The organism is Bradyrhizobium sp. INPA03-11B (genome assembly GCF_040446015.1).
Taxonomy (GTDB): domain Bacteria; phylum Pseudomonadota; class Alphaproteobacteria; order Rhizobiales; family Xanthobacteraceae; genus Bradyrhizobium; species Bradyrhizobium macuxiense_A.
Window position 1 is genome coordinate 20,052 of sequence record NZ_JASGSR010000052.1, and the last position, 20,473, is coordinate 40,524.

The 20,473-nt window shown below is 58.8% G+C and carries 15 protein-coding genes and 1 pseudogene; 13 read left to right on the forward strand and 3 right to left on the reverse strand.

Translation table 11 applies throughout. The features are described from left to right. Nucleotides 1–33 precede the first annotated feature (33 nt). The 7 genes from tssC to QMZ05_RS21940 all read left to right on the forward strand — a co-directional run bounded on the left by tssC (nucleotide 34) and on the right by QMZ05_RS21940 (nucleotide 11,027). Nucleotides 34–1,518, forward strand: coding sequence for a type VI secretion system contractile sheath large subunit (tssC, locus tag QMZ05_RS21910; RefSeq protein WP_353702621.1), 1,485 nt, complete (start codon nucleotides 34–36; stop codon nucleotides 1,516–1,518). A gap of 31 nt (nucleotides 1,519–1,549) precedes the next feature. After that, nucleotides 1,550–1,942 (forward strand): type VI secretion system baseplate subunit TssE, encoded by a 393-nt coding sequence (tssE, locus tag QMZ05_RS21915; protein ID WP_353702643.1) that lies wholly within the window; start codon nucleotides 1,550–1,552, stop codon nucleotides 1,940–1,942. A 4-nt stretch (nucleotides 1,943–1,946) separates the two neighbouring features. Beyond that, nucleotides 1,947–3,695: a type VI secretion system baseplate subunit TssF gene (tssF, locus tag QMZ05_RS21920; RefSeq protein WP_353702622.1), complete on the forward strand. Its 1,749-nt coding sequence runs from the start codon at nucleotides 1,947–1,949 to the stop codon at nucleotides 3,693–3,695. After that, on the forward strand, nucleotides 3,659–4,645 hold the full coding sequence (gene tssG / locus QMZ05_RS21925) for a type VI secretion system baseplate subunit TssG (protein WP_353702623.1): 987 nt from the start codon (nucleotides 3,659–3,661) through the stop codon (nucleotides 4,643–4,645). The genes tssF and tssG overlap by 37 nt, the downstream gene beginning before the upstream one ends. Before the next feature lie 447 nt (nucleotides 4,646–5,092). Beyond that, complete coding sequence (locus tag QMZ05_RS21930) at nucleotides 5,093–6,628, forward strand: Fic family protein (protein ID WP_353702624.1); 1,536 nt, start codon at nucleotides 5,093–5,095, stop codon at nucleotides 6,626–6,628. Nucleotides 6,629–8,268: 1,640 nt separating this feature from the next. Next, nucleotides 8,269–9,657: a pitrilysin family protein gene (locus QMZ05_RS21935; protein WP_353702644.1), complete on the forward strand. Its 1,389-nt coding sequence runs from the start codon at nucleotides 8,269–8,271 to the stop codon at nucleotides 9,655–9,657. After that, nucleotides 9,654–11,027: a pitrilysin family protein gene (locus QMZ05_RS21940; protein ID WP_353702625.1), complete on the forward strand. Its 1,374-nt coding sequence runs from the start codon at nucleotides 9,654–9,656 to the stop codon at nucleotides 11,025–11,027. Before QMZ05_RS21935 ends, QMZ05_RS21940 begins: the two co-directional genes overlap by 4 nt. Nucleotides 11,028–11,603: 576 nt before the next feature. On the opposite strand, the gene QMZ05_RS21945 is transcribed toward QMZ05_RS21940, so the two are convergent. Then, nucleotides 11,604–12,158, reverse strand: coding sequence for a DUF2478 domain-containing protein (locus QMZ05_RS21945; RefSeq protein WP_353702626.1), 555 nt, complete (start codon nucleotides 12,156–12,158; stop codon nucleotides 11,604–11,606). Nucleotides 12,159–13,309: 1,151 nt separating this feature from the next. On the opposite strand from QMZ05_RS21945, the gene QMZ05_RS21950 reads away from it, so the two are divergent. The 3 genes from QMZ05_RS21950 (at nucleotide 13,310) to QMZ05_RS21960 (ending at nucleotide 15,162) form a co-directional block, all read left to right on the forward strand. After that, nucleotides 13,310–14,119 (forward strand): Ulp1 family isopeptidase, encoded by an 810-nt coding sequence (locus QMZ05_RS21950; protein ID WP_353702627.1) that lies wholly within the window; start codon nucleotides 13,310–13,312, stop codon nucleotides 14,117–14,119. 388 nt (nucleotides 14,120–14,507) lie between these two features. Further along, on the forward strand, nucleotides 14,508–14,804 hold the full coding sequence (locus QMZ05_RS21955) for a nucleotidyltransferase family protein (RefSeq protein ID WP_353702628.1): 297 nt from the start codon (nucleotides 14,508–14,510) through the stop codon (nucleotides 14,802–14,804). A 103-nt stretch (nucleotides 14,805–14,907) separates the two neighbouring features. Next, nucleotides 14,908–15,162, forward strand: a complete 255-nt coding sequence (locus tag QMZ05_RS21960) for a HepT-like ribonuclease domain-containing protein (protein ID WP_353702629.1) — start codon at nucleotides 14,908–14,910, stop codon at nucleotides 15,160–15,162. 249 nt (nucleotides 15,163–15,411) lie between these two features. Here the strand turns inward: QMZ05_RS21960 and QMZ05_RS21965 are convergent, their stop codons facing one another. Further along, nucleotides 15,412–15,648, reverse strand: coding sequence for a hypothetical protein (locus tag QMZ05_RS21965; RefSeq protein ID WP_353702645.1), 237 nt, complete (start codon nucleotides 15,646–15,648; stop codon nucleotides 15,412–15,414). 337 nt (nucleotides 15,649–15,985) lie between these two features. Between QMZ05_RS21965 and QMZ05_RS21970 the strand changes: the two genes are divergently transcribed. Further along, nucleotides 15,986–16,207, forward strand: coding sequence for a hypothetical protein (locus QMZ05_RS21970; protein ID WP_353702630.1), 222 nt, complete (start codon nucleotides 15,986–15,988; stop codon nucleotides 16,205–16,207). Between the two features lie 305 nt (nucleotides 16,208–16,512). Further along, nucleotides 16,513–18,534 (forward strand): acyltransferase family protein, encoded by a 2,022-nt coding sequence (locus QMZ05_RS21975; RefSeq protein ID WP_353702631.1) that lies wholly within the window; start codon nucleotides 16,513–16,515, stop codon nucleotides 18,532–18,534. Nucleotides 18,535–18,637: 103 nt separating this feature from the next. Here QMZ05_RS21975 and QMZ05_RS21980 read toward each other — a convergent pair. Continuing rightward, nucleotides 18,638–18,732 (reverse strand): annotated as a pseudogene (locus QMZ05_RS21980) (SOS response-associated peptidase); the annotation flags it as partial. A gap of 490 nt (nucleotides 18,733–19,222) precedes the next feature. Here QMZ05_RS21980 and QMZ05_RS21985 point away from each other — a divergent pair. Continuing rightward, on the forward strand, nucleotides 19,223–20,176 hold the full coding sequence (locus tag QMZ05_RS21985; RefSeq protein ID WP_353702632.1) for a class I SAM-dependent methyltransferase: 954 nt from the start codon (nucleotides 19,223–19,225) through the stop codon (nucleotides 20,174–20,176). The last annotated feature ends 297 nt before the right edge of the window (nucleotides 20,177–20,473 follow it).

The window sequence follows — 20,473 nt, forward strand, 5'->3', positions numbered from 1 at the left end:
GCCTTCAACGAGCTGTTAAGGAGCGCGGGCGCTATGACCGATACAAGCGCGCAGCCATCGGCCGAAGTCGTCGCCACGACCACCGACGTTTCGCTATTGGATCAGATTCTCGTCGAGACCAAGATTACCCCGCACGACGAGGGTTATGACCTCGCCCGCCGCGGCGTCGCAGCTTTCGTCGCCGAGCTGATCAAGCCAAATAGAGCCAGTGAGCAGGTCAACAACGCACTGATCGATCGGATGATCGCGGAGATCGACCGCAAGATCTCGGCTCAGCTCGACGCCGTGCTCCACACGGACGAGTTCCAGCAGCTCGAATCGGCCTGGCGCGGGCTGAAGTTCATGGTCGACCGCACAGATTTCCGTCAGAACATCAAGGTCGAAATTCTCAGCGTCAGCAAGGACGAGCTGCTCACCGATTTCGAGGACAGCCCGGAGATCGTCAAATCCGGCCTGTACAAACATGTCTACACCGCGGAGTTCGGCCAGTTCGGCGGTCAGCCCGTCGCGGCCATGATATCGGCCTACGAGTTCGGCAGTGGCAGCCAGGACGTGAAGCTCATGCGCTACTTGAGCGCAATGGCCGCCATGGCGCATGCGCCGACCATCGCCTCCGCGGGGCCGGGCATGTTCGGCGTCGAACGCCATGAGGAGATCGCAAGTCTCAAGGACCTGCAATCGATCTTCGAGGGGCCAAAATACGTCAAGTGGAACTCATTTCGCGAAAGCGAGGACGCTCGCTATTTCGGCTTGACGTTACCGCGTTTCCTGCTGCGCTTGCCCTATGGGCCGGAAACGGTTCCGGTCAAGGCTTTCAATTATCAGGAGGCCTCCAATGGTGACACCAACAACTATCTGTGGGGCAATGCGGCCTTTGCCTTCGCGACACGCCTAACCGAAAGCTTCGCAAAATATCGCTGGTGCCCGAACATCATCGGTCCCCAATCCGGCGGAGCGGTCGAGAACCTCAATCTACACACCTATGAGGCGATGGGGCAGTTGCAGAGCAAGGTCCCGACGGAGGTTCTCATCTCGGACCGGCGCGAGTTCGAGCTTGCCGAACAGGGCTTCATCGCGCTGACCATGCGCAAGGGCTCGGACAATGCCGCTTTCTTCTCGGCAAATTCTGTTCAGAGGCCGAAATATTTCGGAAACACCCAGGATGGCAAGACGGCCGAACTCAACTACAAGCTCGGCACCCAGCTGCCTTACATGTTCATGATCAATCGGTTCGCGCACTACATCAAGGTGCTGCAGCGTGAGAACATCGGCTCGTGGAAGAGCAGGGACGAGCTCCAGAGCGAGCTCAACGACTGGATCCGCCAGTATGTCGCCGATCAGGAGAATCCGTCGGCCGACGTGCGCTCCCGGCGACCCTTGCGCAAGGCGGAGATCACCGTGGACGACGTCGAAGGTGAGCCGGGCTGGTATCGCGTCGGCCTCTCCCTCGTTCCACACCTGAAATATATGGGCGCGGATTTTGCCTTATCGTTAAAGGGCAAACTCGACAAGCAATGATGGTGTGCAGACGATGATAGACCGCAGTCTTATGGAGCGCTTGGAACAGGCATGGGCGAGCAGGAACCCCGCGCCGCAACAGGGGTCATTCGATCGTTTCCGGGCGAGTGTCCTGGACAACCTGCGCCGGGTTCTAAACTCGCATCAGGGCTGCTGCGAAACACGGCCGGACTTCGGTATGCCCGATCTCAATGGCGCGATCGGGCAGGGGGCCGACGCGGCGCGCACAGTCGCTCATTCGCTCAAGCAACAGATCGAGATGTTTGATCCGCGCTTGGGGAATGTTTCGATCCGCGTTCAAACCGATCGCGAATACCCGTTGCAGCTGACGTTCCACGTCAACGCGACGCTCTATTATAACGGCCGGATGGAGCCGATCTCATTCGATGCGATCTACGAAGAACGCGTCTGGGTGAAGGACTGAAGCGGTGGCGCTCAATCCTTATTACGAGGATGAGTTGTCCTATTTGCGCGAGCTCGGCTGCGACTTCGCTTTAGCCAATCCGAAGCTTGCGCCGTTCCTTGGGCGTGAGGCCACCGATCCCGACGTGGAGCGGTTGTTGGAAGGTTTTGCATTCCTTGTCGCCCGCCTGCGCCAGAAGCTCGACGACGAGTTTCCCGAATTCGTCCATGGCCTGTTGCGGATGGTATGGCCACACTATCTTCAACCCCTGCCCCCCATCACGACGCTCTGCTTTGCTTTGAACCAATCGGCGAGCGCAGCGAGCCTGAACGTGCCGGCCGGCACCAGCGTCCGCTCGCGTCCACTTGAGGGCACGAGCTGCGCGTTCGTCACCTGCTACTCAATTGATGTGCTGCCGCTGCAGATCACTGACGCTCAGTTCGAGAACCGGACGGGTTCGGCGCGCCTGACCTTGGGTATCAAGGCAACCGGCCAGCAAAACCTCTCATGTCTTCAGAACGGTCGGCTCCGCCTCTTCTTTTCAACCGAGCGAGAGCCACAAGTCGGGCGCCACCTATTGACCTGGCTGTGCCGCCACGTCAGGCAGGTAACCGTCACCGTGGCGGATCGACAGGTCGCAGTAATCGAGGCAGCGCAGATTGCGCCAATCGGATGGAGGGATGAGGAGGCGGTTTTTCCCTGGCCACATAATGGCTTCGCTGGACTGCGGATCATTCAGGAGTACCTGGCTTATCCGTCCAAATTTCTCTACGTCGAACTGTCTGGTCTCGAGCCGGTGGGGGCCCACGTCGAGACGGAGTGCAGGCTCAGCTTCGAATTTCAGCGTCCGTTTCCCGCGCAAATGCGAGTAAGCAAGGACCAGATTCGCTTGAACTGCACGCCGGCCATCAATGTCTTCAGCCATGAGGCCTCGCCGATCCGTCTGGAGCGGACCAAGACCGAACACCGCGTGCTTGCCGCCGGAGGGCCTAACTTCAGCATCCGTTCCGTGGATCGTGTGACCGGCTATGTGCAAGGGCGCCCCGAACGTATCGAGTTCGAGCCATTCGAGCTGTTACGCCACGATCTGCCCGGCGCTGAGCGCAACCGCGCCTACTTCCGCGAGCGGGTCCGCCCCGCTGTGATCGGCCGGGGTGTCGACCATTATGTGAGTTTCGTCGACCGGCTCGACGTCGGCCAGCACCCGCCGATCGATGTCGCATCGCTGCAATTGACCTGCTCCAACGGACCGATCGCCGACCGGTTGCCAGTCGGTGCCGTCGATATGCCGACCTCTGACACGCCTCGCTCGGTCACGTTCTCCAACATCACCGCGGTCGTTGCAGAGGTGCCGCCACCGCTCAATGATGGCCTGTTGCGGCGGCTGACGGCCAATCTGGCGCGCAATTATGGCGCCATGGTCAACGTCGATACGCTGCGGACCATCATTGCCAGCTACGATTTCCGTGCGGTCTATGACGTTCAGGCGCGCCGGCGCCTGGAGTTGCTGCTCGAGGGACTTGATCAGTTCGTGACGTCCGACAGCGATCACGTGGTGCGCGGGGCCCCGATCCGTATGCGCAACGTCGAGTTGGCTCTGGTCGACAGCAAGATCGGCGGTGAGGGCGAGTTGTTCCTGTTAGGCTCGGTGCTGGATGCCTTCTTCGCGACCTTCGCCGGCATCAATATGCTGCACCGGTTTTCGGTCCGCGGCACGGAAAGCAACGCACATTACACATGGCCAGCGAGAACCGGATCGATCAACCCGTTCTGAGCGCGCCCGAGGATCTCAGTGAGCTTGCGGCTTACGGATTCTTCTCGCTCGCCGCGCTCCTCGAACGGCGTTTTGGCAACGCTCCCCCAATCGGATCCACTGACGATCCCGCGCGCGAGGCGGTTCGCTTTCGCGCGACGCCGATGCTCGGCTTTCCCGCCGAGGAGATCGCGCAAGTCAGACAGGTCAAGGCCGCAACAGAGCGGGTGGAGGTGTACGTCAATCCCTTCGGACTGCACGGCCCATCGTCGCCGCTGCCGCCCTTCTACACCGAACGTGTCATGCACGCCGACGGCACGGGATCGCTCGGCGAGTTTTTCGATTTCTTCAATCACCGTCTGATCAGCCTGCTGCTGCGAATTTGGCGGTACTATCGCCACCATTTGCGGTTTGAGGAGGGGGGGACCGACGCGATTTCGGTGCTGGTCGGTGCGCTCTTTGGGCTCTTGCCAGGAGAAAGCACAACCGACGAACGGGAATGGCGGGCGCGGCTGCTGCCTCATGCCGGTGTCCTTGCGTTGTCCAGCCGATCGGCACGCCTTGTGGCCGGCGTGATTTCGAGCCATCTCAATGTTCCGGCCCGGGTCGACGAATTGATCTGGCGCGAGATTGATATTCCACCGGAAGCCCATTGGCGCCTAGGCAAGCCAAGCCTTCAGCTTGGCATTGATACCCTTGCTGGCGACACCATGCCGGATGTTGCGGGCAAATTCCGGATTTGCCTCGGGCCGCTCAACCAGCAGCAGTTTCGCTCTCTGCTGCCCGGGCGCGAGGCTCACGGCATCCTTTGTCGCCTAGTCAATGTCGTTTTGCGCGAGCCGCTGGCCTGGGATCTCCAGTTAGAACTGGCGCCTCGGGAGATGCCCGAATGGACTCTTGGCGAAGGAGAGTTGGGCTGGACGACAACGATCGAACCGCGCGAGGGAGCCGGGAGCTCAGTTCTTTTGTGATTGTTGGAGCGCCCTGGCGTCTAGAGGCGCGCGGCGTCCTCTGCGATGCTACGGCTCTATCGGTGTTCGCGTTGAGCAGATGGGACGCGGCGCCAAAAGTCCATTCTGTCGTGGAGTATGCGCACCATTTCGATCGTGCCGTTCGGCGCAGCCTCGGTACATCAGGAAATGGCTTCCGCGATGGTCGTGCCGCAACGTGGCGCGCGCGAAGGCCTGCCGCCGTGCTGACGGTGATATCGCGACTGTACCGTGATTACCCGCTGGTGGCTGATATCGCGCTCTCGGACAGCCCGATGGCACGGGAACCTTTCAAATCCGGCGGGAGAACAGTTTTCACATAAAATATGTTGAGCGATCATTTTTCACAGTATAGAATTAAATTTCGGCGTCGAGGCTACTCCGTGAAGAAAATTCGAGTGATGGGGGCGTTTTTCACATGGATCAATCATGAGCGAGCATTTTTCGGGGGCGGTGAGCGTTTTTCACGATAGACGGCTGCCAGAGACCGCCGTCCCAGCGGGCTACGCTGCCCTGATCCACGCTTATAGGCTTCCCGTCCCGGTTCCCCGGACCCTTTCGGCCATCGGCACCAAGCACCGCATTATTGAACAGGACAGCTGGCGCATCTACACACCTCGACATGCCCCGGAGGCCTCTCTTGAGGGACACCTGACTTTTGCCCTCAAAAACGAGGGGGTAGATCTTGCCGTCTTGAAGCGGCTTTTCCTTGCCGTACAGGAGGGAGAAATCGCAGAGTTCGTGCGGCAGAAGCCTACCGGCATCTACACACGGCGTATTTGGTTTCTGTACGAGTGGTTGCTCGGCCGACAGCTTAAGCTGTCGATCACAGACAAGGTCTCGTATGTGGATGCCATCGATACCGACCTCCAGTTTGCAGGGATTGGCACAAACTCCGTCCGGCATCGGGTCCGCGACAACCTTCCCGGCACCCCGGAATTTTGCCCGCTCGTTTTCAAGACGCCCGCACTGAACGAATTTATCGCGCAGGATTGGAAAGAGCGCGCGCGTGCCGTTGTCAGCGAAGTCCCCAAGGATCTGCTTGCGCGGACGGCGGCCTTTCTCCTGCTGAAGGACTCGAAGTCAAGCTACGTGATCGAGGGCGAAAGACCGCCCCAAGATCGCATTCAGCGTTGGGGTCGTGCGATTGGCGAAGCTGGTCGCGCACCGCTCGATCAGCAGGAGTTTCTGCGCCTCCAGGGCATCGTGATCGCCGACGAGCGCTTTGTGAGACTGGGATTCCGACAAGAAGGCGGCTTTGTCGGCGAGCATGATCGCGACACCCAAAGGCCAATCCCGGACCACATCAGTGCGCGGCACGAGGATATTTCTTCGCTTATGGCGGGGCTGATCGCCTTCGACCATGCAGCAGAAAACGATCTCGATCCCGTTATAGCCGCAGCAGTGCTCGCATTCGGATTTGTTTACATCCACCCGTTTGAAGACGGCAATGGACGTATTCATAGATACCTGATGCACCACGTTCTGTCGCGGCGCGGGTTTAATCCTGCTGGACTGCATTTCCCGGTGTCTTCAGCGATTCTCGATAGAATCGCCGAGTACAAGAGTGTGCTGGAAAGCTATTCCAGCAGGCTGCTCCCTTGTGTGCGATGGGAGGCTGCGCCGAAGGGAAATGTGAAGGTTCTCAACGACACAGCTGACTTCTACCGCTTCTTCGATGCCACGCCGCATGCAGAGTTCTTATATGAATGCGTGCGTCAAACTATCGAGCAAGACCTGCCAAACGAGACCAACTTTCTTCGCAGTTTCGATGCTTTCCGCGCTGGCATCGAAAGTATGATCGATATGCCCGAGCGAACGCTCAACAACCTCTTTGGCTTTCTACGGCAAAACGAAGGAAAGCTGTCGAAGCGGGCGAGAGAAAACGAGTTCGTTCAGCTCACCACGGAAGAAATAGAAACGATTGAGGAGCTTTACCGTGCCTCATTTCGGGAGGGCGCATAGGAGTTCTGTGATCACTCTTGCGTAAGCATCGCGTAAGAAACTGAACGCAAAGCGTAGCGAAGGGGCGAAGAGGCGGGCAAAGCGCTTCTGCGTCATCCGCAGCGCGAGCTGCTGGCGCTCGCAATAGCTGAGCTTCGGCAGGAAGGAAAAATTCAGATATCAGTTATCAGAGCGGATGGCCGTATGAGATCGGGTCATCAATTCCGCCAGGAGGGCGCAAACCGAGGCGGCCTCCTGTTAAGCGGCCCCAGCAACCTTGGGGGCCTGTGTAGCGGCGGTTGCTGGGACCATCTACCGGCCCCGAGGGCCAGGTCACGCAAAGGAGCGGAAGGGCCGGCCAAATGAGGCGCCCCTACTGCACATACATTGCGATGCCGATCATGACGAGCGGGCTCAGCCCGAATAACACAATGACTACGCTGTTAAGTATGTCATTGCCCATGACACAACTCCTGCGTTGGCGCTGGAACCTACGCCCGGGGAATTCGGCAAGCTAGTGCAATTTATGCCTGTCGATAGGAACTCCGTTCACCCACGGAGACGACGGCTCATTCCGCTCGCCGAGCGATAAGAACGGATCGCGACCCATAAAAACTAATCGTCCTAGAACATTTTCTATGCCGTCTCAGTAGCCCACCGAGAACACCGGCAAGCCTCCGTTTCCGTTCGCTTAATCCGAACCAGGATACTTGAAAAATCGAACTAGGGCACTGGGCTCAAATGCTAACAGCGTCAGTCCCCGCATTTGAACGTTGCGGGAAGGCAGTTAAGGCGCCCATCCCTATTTCGCTGAGATGAATGGAGTTTCCGAGCTGGTGGGCTATCGTCGCTATAGCTCATGACATCGAGCTGCGCCTTGATCGCTCCGGTCCATTGACGGTTGTGCGTCTCCACGATCACCAAGCGCGGGCTCGTCGTTGTTCAGACGAATTGTAGGGCATCGCGCGAGACGCCTTAGAAGGCATTCAGGCCTTCGGAGCTAGCGACGACTGCTGGGCAGCGGTCTTGTAAATTTTTTTACGTTGAGCCGGCCACAGAATTGAAAGACGGCTCACATGTTGGGAAGCAGATTTATCCGGACACATAGTCGCGTTTGAAGGTCGTTACGATGGCGTCGGCCGTGTTGGTCTGGGGGCTTTCCACTGGCGTGCAAGCGTGGCTCGCGGTTCAGGGCGGCAGCCATCTCAAGGTACGATCGGCAGTGACGATTGAGCCGTCGTCGGCCGACCATTGTATTTTTGTGCAGCGCGCGAATGTCGCCAAACCGCCGTTAGAGGCGGCCAACAGGTCAACAAAGCATTGTCCGATGTATGACGGTGTTGGACCTGCGACAGGGCTCATTCCGGTGACCCATTGTATTTAGGAGAGTTTCTTCTTTGGCACAGGCAATGCTTTGGGATGTGCGCATACGCGTTGGACCGACGATGGTCCCGCGGGAAAAGCACAAGCTCTCGATTGGATCGATCGCAAGAGCCTAGCACAACCAGACATTGGATCCGATCATGATCTCTTTCCTTGATCCCAAACACCGCAATGGAGCTTCTAAAGGGCCATCCCGATCCGGCAGCTCTCTGCCGATGACAACGCTGCGGCGTGCTTTCCTCTCCGACATTTGGGGACGGCTGTTGACAAAGATCCCGATGTTCTCATGCCGATCGGCGACATGCCTTCTTGCCGCACAGCTCACGACTTGCACTCTCTCCGCCGGCGGCGCATTCGCCCAGGCAGTCACATCGCCGCCACCTGCCAGCTTCACGCTCAGTAACAGGCTTCAGGTGGTCGTGATCCCCGACCATCGCACGCCTGTCGTGACGGATATGATCTGGTACAAGGTCGGCGCTTCCGACGAGACACCGGGCAAGTCCGGGCTCGCTCACTTCCTTGAACATCTCATGTTCAAGGGCACCGACAAGCATCCACTCGGCGAATTCTCCCAGACCGTGTTTCGTATCGGCGGCAACCAAAACGCCTTCACCTCCGATGATTACACCACATACTTCCAGCATGTTCGGCGCGAACACCTGCCGACCATGCTGGAGTTCGAGGCCGATCGTATGACCGGCCTGGTTCTTAAGGACGAGAACGTGCCGCCTGAGCGCGACGTCGTGCTTGAGGAATACAATATGCGGGTCGCCAACAATCCCATCGCACGCCTGAACGAGCAGATCATGGCCGCGCTCTACCTCAACCACCCCTATGGCCGGCCGGTGATCGGCTGGCACCAGGAGATCGAGAAGCTCGATCGCGAGGATGTGCTGGCGTTCTACCGCCGCTTCTATGCCCCCAACAATGCGATCCTGGTGATCGCCGGCGACGTCGAGGCCGCCGATGTGCGTCCGCTGGTCGAGCGCAGTTTCGGTCCGATCCCGGCGCAGCCCGCGATCCCGGCGCGGCGCATTCGCCCCCAGGAGCCGGAAACGGCCGCGCCGCGCACCGTCACGCTGTCGGACCCCCGCGTCGAGCAGCCAAGCGTGGGGCGCTTTTATCTGGTGCCCTCGGCCCCGACCGCGGCTCCCGGCGAAAGCGCGGCGCTCGAGGTGCTCGCACAAGTGATGGGCGGCGGCCACAATTCCTATCTCTATCGCGCTCTTGTCGTCGACCAGCCACTGGCGGTCTCGGCGAGCGCCTACTATTCGAGCATCTCGCTTGATCCGACGCAATTTGCGATCGCGGCCCGGCCCAAGCCGGGCGTCAGCTTCGCGGAGGTCGAGCACGTGATCGACGGCGTCATCGCTAACATCTTGCAGAACCCGATCCGGGCCGAAGATCTGGAGCGGGCGAAGACGCAGCTGGTTGCGGCAGCGATCTATGCCCAGGACAACCAGGCCCTGCTGGCGTACCAGTACGGCGGCGCGCTGAGCGCGGGCCTGTCCATCGAGGACATCCGAAGCCGGCCGGACCACATCCGCGCCGTCACTGCGGAGCAACTCCGCACTGTTGCGCAAAAATGGCTCGACAAGAAGCGCTCGGTCACCGGCTATCTGATCAAGGACACCACCACCGGAAAGCGCGAGGAGAAGCGTCCGTGACCTATTCCTTCCTTCGCGCGAGGCGCCTCGCGCTGAGCCTTGTGACTGGCGTCGCACTCACTGTATCCGCGGTGTCTCCGTCGCAGGCTGCGGTAAAAGTCCAGCATTTGATCTCGCCCGGCGGCATCGAGGCCTGGTTCGTGCAGGATGCGACCGTGCCGCTGATCGCGATGGAATTTGCGTTTGCTGGCGGCGCAGCGCAAGACCCTACTGACAAACTGGGGGGCGCCACGCTCGTGTGCGGTCTGCTTGACGAAGGCTCCGGCGATCTCGACTCCAAGACCTTCCACGAGCGGCTTGAGCGGCGCGCTATCAGGCTCTCGTTCAGCGCGACCTCTGACCTATTCCGCGGCAGCCTGCGGATGCTTCGCGACAACAAGGACGAAGGCTTCGATCTGTTGCGGATGGCATTGACCTCGCCGCATTTCGAAACGGCCGATGTCGAACGCGTCCGTTCGCAGGTTATCTCGAGCCTGCGCCGTGACACTACGGATCCCACCGCGCTTGCGAGCCGCAAATTCTTGGAAATCGCTTTTCGCGATCATCCGTATCGGCGTCAGGCCAACGGCACCCTCGAGACTGTCCCCACCATCACGGTGGCAGACCTGAAGGACTATGACAGCCATGTGATTGCCAGGGATACGCTGAAGATCGCGGTGGTTGGTGACGTCGATCAGGCAACGCTTGGCAAACTGCTAGACCAGACGTTTGGTGCCCTCCCAGCCAAAGCGAAGCTCAAGCCGGTTGCCGATATCGAAGCGGCGGCGCCGCCGCAGCTCGTCTTTGTTCCCCTCGACGTACCGCAGAGCGTGATCGCCTTCGGGGGGCCTGGTGTGAGACGCGGCGATCCGGACTTCATGGTGGCCTATGTCGTCAACCACATCCTGGGTGGCGCCGGATTGTCCTCGCGGCTCTTTCACGAGGTGCGGGAGAAGCGGGGGCTGGCCTATTCGGTGTCTGGATCCCTCTTATGGATGGAACATTCGGCCGTGGTCATCGGCAGTACCGGCACGCGCGCCGATCGCGCCGGCCAGACCATCAGTGCGGTCGAGAGGGAGACACGCCGCATTGCCGAGGAGGGACCGACCCAGAAGGAGCTCGACGAAGCCAAGTCCTACCTCAAGGGCTCGCAGATGCTCGAGCTCGATACATCCTCCAAACTGGCTCAGGCATTGCTGCAATATCAGATCGATAAATTGCCGATCGACTATATCGAGAAGCAGAACGCTATCGTCGATGCGGTGACGCTGGACGATGCCAGACAGGTCGCGAAGCGATTATGGGGCCGAGGGCTTCTGACCGTCGTCGTTGGACGCGCCCCGCAAGCGGTCACGCAACCGGCTGCCGTTCCCGCGCCGAGTTCCAACTGATTTGGCGCACTCTTCATTTTGGCCGGGCTTGTCCCGGCCATGATGTCTTTCATGATGCTGCACCACACGATCGCTACCTGAGCGCAATTGCGAACGGTGCTGGTCGTGATGCAGCGGCGAGGCCCGCACCTGATCGGAAAAGCTTCATGAGAATGTCAAAGTGACGGTATGGGTCGGCCATCCGCTCTATGACGGCCGTTTCCGGTTGCCGAGGTGCGACCTCACCGAACAAGCGAAACTGTCCCCGGCGCCCATCGCGAACGCGGCCAGGCATGGACTGCGTGGATATTCTCCACCGTGTCGCACGGCCCGCCTCGTGCTGCAGTTCGGCAAGGACGTCAAGATCACAGGAATGCCCGATCGGTTCCCAGGACATGTCTGGATCCGTGCCGCTGTGTCGACCTCCGAGTTCTAGCAATGTCTTATTGTAATCGAGGTCGCACAGCGGATGCCGTGGTAGGGCAGGCCGATCGCCTAGCAAACGCTGTGTCAGCGCCTTCCAGCAGACGTCCGCCATCTCGTGACGGATGTGAGCGGAGATCGTACCTCAGGGAAAGATCGTACCACACGGTTCAACTATTTTAGTATTTCGCAGATCGTCGGGCGTTCGTGCGGGGTTGAATGCCCGTTTGAGAGTCCGCGCCACCAGCGGCCCAGAGCGTCACGATCGCACGCAAGTCTTACACTCATGCCATTTGCAAATTCGATCCAATCAGTGAAACGATGGTCGGCGACTGCGACCACCACGGGAATGTCGGCATCGAGTGCACGCTCGATCAAGTAGACCAGGCCCTTGCCGGCGCGCTCTCGCCTGCCGAAGCGATTGATGATCATGAGGTCGGCTCCGGCCTCAAGCGCGCCGGCAATCCGCGCGGCTGCGTTCTGGAGCCGTTCGAGATCTAGACGGCAGCTGTGCTCAGCCGGGGCGAGATTTTTGGCAAGAGATAACTGTTCACCATTGTGGACCAGCACACCAGACAGACTGGAGTCGTCGCATTGACCAACCTGCACCATACCGACAACTCGATGGCCTTGCGCGCTCAGGTCTGTCGCGAAATCATGCAGAACCGAGTCAGGATTTTGATCTGCTTCATAGACGACGGCGGCGAGATCGCATTGAGCATCGAACATGGCCTGCCTCATTCTTGTGCGCAGAGAAAGCCACGGCAGTACTGCCGTGATTTCATGATATCTACGTCAAATTGTGGTTCACTTCGGTTCGTTCGTTGTATCTTGGTATATATCACGAATTCGAAGCGAGCGGCCATCTGCATTTGCCATGGCTTCTGCGTGCTCAGGATCGAGCCGTCCTCTCTTGGGAAAACTGTGTTGGTGCGCGTGGGGCGCGTCAACAGACGCGGCCGGGAGTTTGCGCTTGTTTCACGGGGTATGTGGAACCATCACTCTCACGAGACGCCGCTGGATGATAATTCAGCAGCCGGTCGTGCGTCCGAATGGGCTCGTCGTGTGGTCGGAGAATTCTCTGGTGATCGTGTCAGCGATGTGTCTACCCATTCAGGTCGCTCATAATGAACATGGGAAATGTTGCGAGACTGGCCCCCAAGTCGGGATCCTTGTCGAAATGAAATTCGAGGGACCAGTGAGCCATGATGAGCTTGCGTCAAAAATGTTCTCAGGGCGGATGCCACTTGAGAATATCTTCTTCAGTCTGACATCTCGAACTATCTCATTACTATACGCCTTCACGTGTGAGGCAAGTGCGCGTTATAGTGGAGGTCATGGTCTGGCCGTCGGTCCCGTGCTCCAACGCCGGATCGTTCGAGGTTGATGACCGCGAAGACTACGCTACTTTCAATTCCAACCGATCCTGCGACGGGTTCTTTGGGAGGACGTTGCCAATGTCGCCATCGCGGTCTGCACGTGCTGAGCCATCCCCGGCCGTCGGTGATCTTGAGCGACTTGCGCCGTTAAGCCCCACTTCGAGCCGCTCGGATCTGCCATCCCAGCTGCCATACATTGCGGTCGAGATACAGGCCACCGTGCCGGCGGAAGACTTCAGACATGCAGAAGACTTCACACATATCGTCGGCTTGGGATGGGACCATGGTTGCCAATCGGCACCCGGTCCTCTGGTCGGTTCAATGGACAAAAAAGGCGTCCTGCCGGCGACACCGCTCCAGCCGCGGCCACATTTTTACATCAATGGTCGGCCTTATACGGCTGAGCTCGGGCAAGGGACAAAGGAGGCCACCCTAGATAATCCGCGAGGACTTAGCGCTACGCTCGTTCCGGGACATGGACTTCAGTCTCTAGAGCCCGCGATGGCGGACGTCGAAGGCGTGCCGAAACATGTGGGAGAGACATCGTCATCGACCAGCGCTTCGACGTCCGCGATCCCGAAAAGTGCCAAAGGCTGCGGACTGTGGTGGTGTTTTAAGTCAGCTTTTGACAAATCCCTACGAAGGAGTCGTCGCGAAAACTCGTCCGGCCGTCTGGATCAACCGGTTGGACAGGCCTCTGGATCGGGCATCCCACTGCAGCCTCCGCGGCTGCTCGGCGACACGGAGTGGCTGGGCGACGAGCATATTACGGCGGATTACACACTCCTGGAGCAGGAGTTGCAGAGCGACAATCCGGATCTGGCCGCCCGGACGCGGTTCTTGCGGCCCGCACAAGCACATCTGTTGCGCTTGACCGAGGACGATCACATCCGACAGGACGCCTTGTGGGGGATCATCAAGGATGAAAACGAGAATGATGCCGCCAACTTCTTGTTCCTGCCAGTGAACGATGGGGGTGCCAGCGGCCAAGGTACGCATTGGTCGCTGCTGCTCGTCGATCGTCGCGATCCGGAAGCGGTGGTTGCCTATCACTACGACTCCTTGCGGGGATATAACAGCGCCAAGGCCGAGCAACTCGCAGCAAGGCTGGGCGCCAGCTTGCAGCCTGCCCAGATGGCCCAGCAGCGCAACCGCCATGATTGCGGCGTCTTTGTGCTGGACGCCACGCGGACGCTGGTTGTACGAATGGCGCAAACACAGCGGATCGATGACGAACTGCTGGATCTCGACAACCTCGTCGCCGGTCGGCAGGCCCTCCGGGACCGACTGAGCGCTCATGCGCCTTTGTAACGCCGAACTCCATAAGAGCTCGGGCTGATGGAGCAGGCTGGAGCGGCTCTTGCCGCCACCAAAGCCTGCCAGAATATTCGCCGCCCGCTGATCGTGCAGCTTCACCAATCCGCGTTCGGACGACTGGCGGATACGAGGACACGTTGATCGGCTCTCGCACGATCCTGCGCCGTACCTAATCGTGGTTGGTAGCCGGGCTGTGACGCGCAATATGGCATCCATCCGTCAGATCGGAGCTTCGAGGTTGAGCGAGGTGTTGAGACAAGAAAGAACAAATACGCCCCCGCACAAGCCCAATAGCAAGGCGGTCAACGGCGCCATCCAAGAAGCTCGATCCACTAGAATTCGCTTTTGGCGATCCCCATATGTTTATAATAGGATTCGCCGCATGAACCGAACTGAAGCCATTAAGAAACTTCGTACTTTCGCCACCCCTCTCAAGGAGCGGGGAGCGGCGTCGTTGTATCTGTTCGGCTCGACGGCTCGTAACCAGGCTACGAGCAAAAGTGATCTGGATCTCTTTCTCGACTACGACCCTCGTAGCAAGTTCAATGCCTTTGACTTGGTAGCCGTCAAGCGGTTGCTCCAGCAAGGCATGGGCGTTGAAGTCGATTTGACCACCCGGAACGGGTTGCACCCGTTAATCCGAAAGAAGATCGAATCTGAGGCCACACGGGTCTTCTGATGCCAACGCGTACGCCTTTGCTCCGCATCCACGACATGCTGGAAGCCATTCAGGGTATTGAGAAGGCAATCAAAGGGAAGTCTTTTCGGGACTACCAGCGTTCATGGGTTTGCGTTCGGCGGTAGAGCGTGGAATCGAGGTTATTTCTGAAGCCAGCCGCCACCTTACCCGTGAATTAAAAACGCCACATAAGGACGTCCGCTGGAAAGATATTGCTGGCATAGGCAACATCCTGCGGCATGAATATCAGCGGGTCGATGGCCAGATTGTCTGGAAGGCGGTCAAGGATGAACTGCCGCCGCTCAAGGAAGCCTTGTTGGAGATGAAGGCTTCTTTGGAAGACGCCGAGAAGCGCTAGGCAGAGGCCCCGGCGGATGAGGCCCACGGCGCGTGCACCCCACGCTGGAGCCGCCCCTCCGACAAGGGAGAATCCTGTCCGGAGCGCAGTTTTAGGGTCTCATCGTCGGACAAACCGTTGGTTCCAGAGGCCTACCACGCAGCGTGGCGGCGATCCATCTTCGTACTAACAGAAATTAATCCTGTACAGATTTGGCGAAATTCCATCACGCGATCTGCCGCGGCTTCTTCCAGTGTTCGCAGCGTCCAGTTATCTCTGCTTGATCACCTTGGCCTTGTGCAGCACCGCGCGGGCGATCTCCACCATCTGCTTCTTGGTTCCGCCGAGCGCGCCGACGGTCACGATCGGCGCGACATCGAAATTGAGCGATTGCAGAAACTGCTGGGCGGCGATGTAGCGAAAATTGGGCTTGGAGTTGGCTGTGTCAGCATACGGTGTGAAGGGATTGCATCCGCTGGTGAGAGATTTTATTCGCTTCTTACCCAATGATTATCGCCACGGGTCGGCGGGCTCGATGTCGAAGAGACCCCCTCGGACGCGCTGCATGAGATCGGGTTACAAATCAAAAGCACCGAGTATGGCGTGTTTATAATCGCAGATATCAGACTTTTTGCCTCGTTCGGCGCGCCAACAAACTATGTGGTTGTAAGCAAGCCTTTAGAACGCGGAAAATTCCAGGGGGCTCAGAGCCCGGAAATCTCAAGCAAGACTAGCTAAGTGGCGAAAAAAGGCCTGGAGTTCGCCTACCCGTAGGATACCGGGAACCTCTTCCACAGGCGCCGAGAGTTGCGCTACGCTCACAACCTCAAGAGGAGCGACCGGTGTGACGAGTGAGAAGCGGGTCAGCATTGAGGAGCAGTCGGCGATTCTGCCGCGCCTTCGCCGCGTGCAAGCGTGGCGCAGGGCTCGGTTCCAGCGCCTCCTATCTGATCCCAACATCGCTCAGAATGACCCGGGAAGGCGCAAGTCCATCAAGGCCGCGCAGCTTTACACGGCCGTTTCGATGCGGGCGGAGGCCATCCTGCGCGGCCTGATTGATCGCTAAAGCGATCCGTCCGTTGTCCGTCCGGCCATGTGAGAGCTTGGGATTTTTGGAGATAGAGGCCGCGGTGCGTGATCAAATCATCAGCGAGATACGGCGGATACGCACCTAGCATATCTAAACCAACGTATGAGTTGCTCCAACCCCTGACATCAATAGGACTTGCGCACGAAATCTGATCGTTTCGCGAGGTCAGCTCCGTGGCGCTTCGACGACTTGGGGTTCGGTGAGCCCAGCGTTGAAAGGTCAGGGGAAATCATCGAACGCGCGAACCTGCGCAGTGGCAGCACCTCGATTGCAAGGCCGGTATGGAATTCACGCGCGAACGCGTCAGCGCGATATGGAAATCTGGTGCGTTTGCCTTGGGCACGCGGTTGCGCGTCAACGACGATGCGCCTCTTGACGGTGCTGATCGCCCCGATTCCATCCGGTATCGGCCGGATATTGACGGCCTGCGCGCCATCGCGGTGCTGGCCGTGCTGGCATATCATGCGTTTCCGCGAGCCGTGCCCGGCGGCTTCGCCGGCGTCGACATTTTCTTCGTCATCTCCGGTTATCTGATAACTGGAATCATTATTCGGCAGATGCTTGAGAAACGCTTCAGCATCGCGAACTTCTACGCTCGCCGAATCTTAAGGATATTTCCCTGCCTTGTTGTCGTGATCTTGGTCACCTTCGTCATCGCATGGTTCACATTCCCTGCCGCCGAGATGGAGGCGCTCGGAACCAGCATCAGGGGCGCGGCCGCTTTCATAGAGAATTTTGTGCTGCACGAGCAGATCGTCGGATACTTCGATCCCCACGCAGAACGCCTTCCGCTTCTCCATCTCTGGTCGCTCGGAATCGAGGAGCAGTACTACATCGTATGGCCGGCGGCACTGTTGCTGATTTCGCGTTGGCGAGTGCGCCGCGCGGCAATCGTGGGAGCGCTTGCGCTCGGCTCTCTTTTTATCTGCCTCCTGACGCCGCCGATCGATTCCGCCTGGGCGTTCTACTCGCCGACGACCAGGGCATGGGAGCTTCTCGCCGGATCGCTCGTTGGCCTCTGCCTGTGCAACGGCTCCGTCGAGGCGGTTCGCTCAGTCGCCACAGCGCTTGCTCTGGCAGGATTGGCTGCCATCGCTTTCGTATTTTGGGCATTCAATGCAGGCTCACATTGGCCCGACCTCCGGACGGCCGTTCCCGTTTCGGCAGCCACGGCCCTGATCGCGACGGCCAATACAACCGTCCATCGCCGCATTCTGTCGGCGCGCCCATTGATCTTCATCGGGCGTATGAGCTATCCCCTGTATCTTTGGCATTTCCCGTTGATCGCCTTTGCCAAGATGAACATGAACGGCGCCGTACCGGCGCTGCTGATGTCCGAACTTCTCGCGCTCAGCGCGCTGCTGGCGTGGTTCACCTATCGGTTCATCGAGCAGCCGATCAGGTTTGGGGTGGCTGCGATCAGATGGAGGGTTGCACCTTTGGCTGCCGCGATGGCCGCAACGGGGCTCATCGGCATTGCTGCGGTCATTACACGGGGCCTGCCGGCACGCTTCCCGCAACCGATCCGCAACTTCATGTTGTCCGGCACAGAAACTGAGAGCCATTGGCGACGCGCTGCGTGCCTTTTGATGCGTCAACCCGCATCGGAGTTCGCGCCCGAATGCGCGGGCCATGGTGGTCGCCCGCTGCTGTTGATCTGGGGCGATTCCTACGGCGCCGCCCTCTATCCCGGGTTGCTCCATTTTTCGGCTGAGCGCAGGTATGATGTCGCGCAGTATACGGCGTCGGCCTGTCCGCCTCTGATCGGTTACAGCCCGTCCGAGCGGCCGTACTGCAAGAGCATCAATGACGATGTTCTGTTGCGGATAAACCGTCTGCGGCCCGACGTTGTCATTCTCGACGCCACTTGGGGACAGATTGAAACCGTGTTGCGTGAGGGCCTGCCGCGGACGGTGGCCTTGCTCAAGGCGATGAACATCACCAATATCGTCATCATAGGGCCACCACCGAGTTGGCAGGGCGGCGGCCTGTCGCAGAACATCCTCTACTATTACCGGGAAACTCAGCAGGTGCTGCCGGTGCGGACGTTCCACGGATCGACCGATGCGTGGACGCAGCAACGCGATGCACTGCTGCACGAACTGTCGCGCGAGCTTGGCGTCCGGTACATTTCGGTCCGCGATGTCTTTTGCAACGAGAGCGGCTGTCTGAGCCGGACCGGTCCCAATGATTCCGAATTGACCGCGTTCGATTCCGGGCACCTGACTGTGCCTGGGGCAACTTTCCTTGCGGCTCGGACCATGGACGATTTGCTCGACACAATCGTCCCCCTTCGTCAATGATCGTTGCGCGGCATGCCGCGGGGAGGGAAGGTACCGGATTCCGCCTTGAACTTGCAGCGCACCGCTCGCGCTCTCGGCCAACCATCTTATGACCACCACAAGCGTTGTGTACGACGGTCGCTGGATAATCCGGGAATACACCGTTCATCGGGGCAGGTTGCTGGCATGGCGGTCGACTACGCGAAACAAGGCTAGGATCGCGGCTTGATTTGTCGTGACGCTACAGAAATAGCAGGTGTGGACGTCCCCACTTGTCGGGGTCGCAGACGTTTGACCTAGTCACTTGCTATCAGATGTCCGATCCGTTTACGCGGACAAAGTCCACTGGCCGAGATGGTGTTCGCTACGCTCGCGTTCAACGATCGAGCCGATGATGATCGGAAGGATCGAGCGATGCAGCGCATGGCTCTATGCTCGCTGCACTCATAATCGTGCCATCAACGTGTGGTCATTGCGATCGCTGTCATTCGGCACACTCAAGAAGCCTCAACGTCAGAACATAAATGCCGAAGAATCTCGTGACCGCTTTTGGAACCGCTTCATCTTCTCATGCGAGCTGTACGAGATCCTCTGCTCCACGAAGCGAGATTGAAAAAAGCGCGCGATGGGGTTTATGCGTCGGCCGATCTCTGCGATAAGGCACCGAGTGCTTGAAGGCCGCAGCCGTCGAGCGGACTTGTAAAATGAAATGGGGGACATTGAGTTGCGAACAGACTTTTCGCGTATCAATCAGTCTAAAGCTATCTTCGATGATATTTATGCTTCGGATGATCCGAGAGCATATTTCTCTGTCCTGGGAGACTTGGATTATATGATCCCGGACGTGGCTGAGCCGGTTGTGCGCCAGATTCTGGCAGCGAAAACTTCGGCAACCGGCCTTAAGCCGGTCGTGCTTGATGTTGGCTGTTCATACGGCATCAACGCCGCGGTGCATCGGTTTCCACTGACCTTCGGGGGCTTGCGTCATCGCTATGCCCGGCGCGAGATGAGGGCGATTAGTTCTGAGACACTGGTGCGTCTCGATCGCAATTTTTTTGCAGCTTGGCCCGATATCGGCCTGGCGCGATTTATCGGTCTCGATGTATCGGCACCGGCAATCAGCTATGCAACGAGTGTTGGTCTCCTCGAGCAGGGCATTGTCGCTGATCTTGAGAACGAGACGCTATCGAAGGACAGCGCGCGTATTATCCAATCCACTGACGTTATCATGTCGACGGGCTGCATCGGCTACGTTACCGAGAAGACGTTCAGCAAGATTCTCGATGCGACGGAGAAGCGTCCGTGGATCATCTCCTTCGTGCTAAGAATGTTCCCATTTGATTCATTGGCTGCGACGTTCGCGAAGCGTGGCCTTGTGACGGAACGTCTTACCGGCGCGACATTTATTCAGCGTCGCTTTCGCGATGCTGAAGAGTTCGAAAGTTGTTTGGCTACCTTGGCGACGCTTGGCGTCGATGCGACCGGTCTTGAATCGGAAGGGCTGTTTCACGCCGATCTGATCTTGTCCCGCCCCGAGGCGGATGCGCGCGCCACCCCCCTGGAAGACATTGTCACCGTCGCCAGCGGCAGGGGGCGGCCGATCGGGCCCCGTTATGTTCATATTGAGGGGAACGAGGGCTTGCAGGTCGCGCTGGAGCCGTGACGGGTTCGTTTTCCGATGATAGCCGTGGCTGCGGCCCAGGGAATGTCGGTATCGGTGGTTGCGAGCCCCGCAACCACTCAAATTTGCGAAGGAAGCAAGTCCTGGCCAACGCCAGTCCGTGATTTTGACTTGCCCGGTAATAATCGAGGCGTAGTTGAATCGCGTACGGAAGCCGGCATTTTGCGGACCATGGCGCCGCCAAACCCAAGACGATTGGCGTTTGCCGAGACAGGCGCCTCTGTGCAAGACAATTGGTCTCAGAAGTGCATTCTGGACGATAGCGGCGAGACCGCCGGT

Coding starts and splice junctions, on each gene's coding strand:
- QMZ05_RS21945 (WP_353702626.1), bottom strand. CDS start 12,158: ATGTTCGATGCTCAATGCGATCTCGCCGCCGTCGTCTATGAAGCAGAT.
- QMZ05_RS21955 (WP_353702628.1), top strand. CDS start 14,508: ATGAACCGAACTGAAGCCATTAAGAAACTTCGTACTTTCGCCACCCCT.
- QMZ05_RS21935 (WP_353702644.1), top strand. CDS start 8,269: ATGTTCTCATGCCGATCGGCGACATGCCTTCTTGCCGCACAGCTCACG.
- QMZ05_RS21960 (WP_353702629.1), top strand. CDS start 14,908: ATGGGTTTGCGTTCGGCGGTAGAGCGTGGAATCGAGGTTATTTCTGAA.
- QMZ05_RS21975 (WP_353702631.1), top strand. CDS start 16,513: ATGGAATTCACGCGCGAACGCGTCAGCGCGATATGGAAATCTGGTGCG.
- QMZ05_RS21930 (WP_353702624.1), top strand. CDS start 5,093: ATGAGCGAGCATTTTTCGGGGGCGGTGAGCGTTTTTCACGATAGACGG.
- tssG (WP_353702623.1), top strand. CDS start 3,659: ATGGCCAGCGAGAACCGGATCGATCAACCCGTTCTGAGCGCGCCCGAG.
- tssE (WP_353702643.1), top strand. CDS start 1,550: ATGGAGCGCTTGGAACAGGCATGGGCGAGCAGGAACCCCGCGCCGCAA.
- tssC (WP_353702621.1), top strand. CDS start 34: ATGACCGATACAAGCGCGCAGCCATCGGCCGAAGTCGTCGCCACGACC.
- QMZ05_RS21950 (WP_353702627.1), top strand. CDS start 13,310: ATGGCGGACGTCGAAGGCGTGCCGAAACATGTGGGAGAGACATCGTCA.
- QMZ05_RS21985 (WP_353702632.1), top strand. CDS start 19,223: ATGGGGGACATTGAGTTGCGAACAGACTTTTCGCGTATCAATCAGTCT.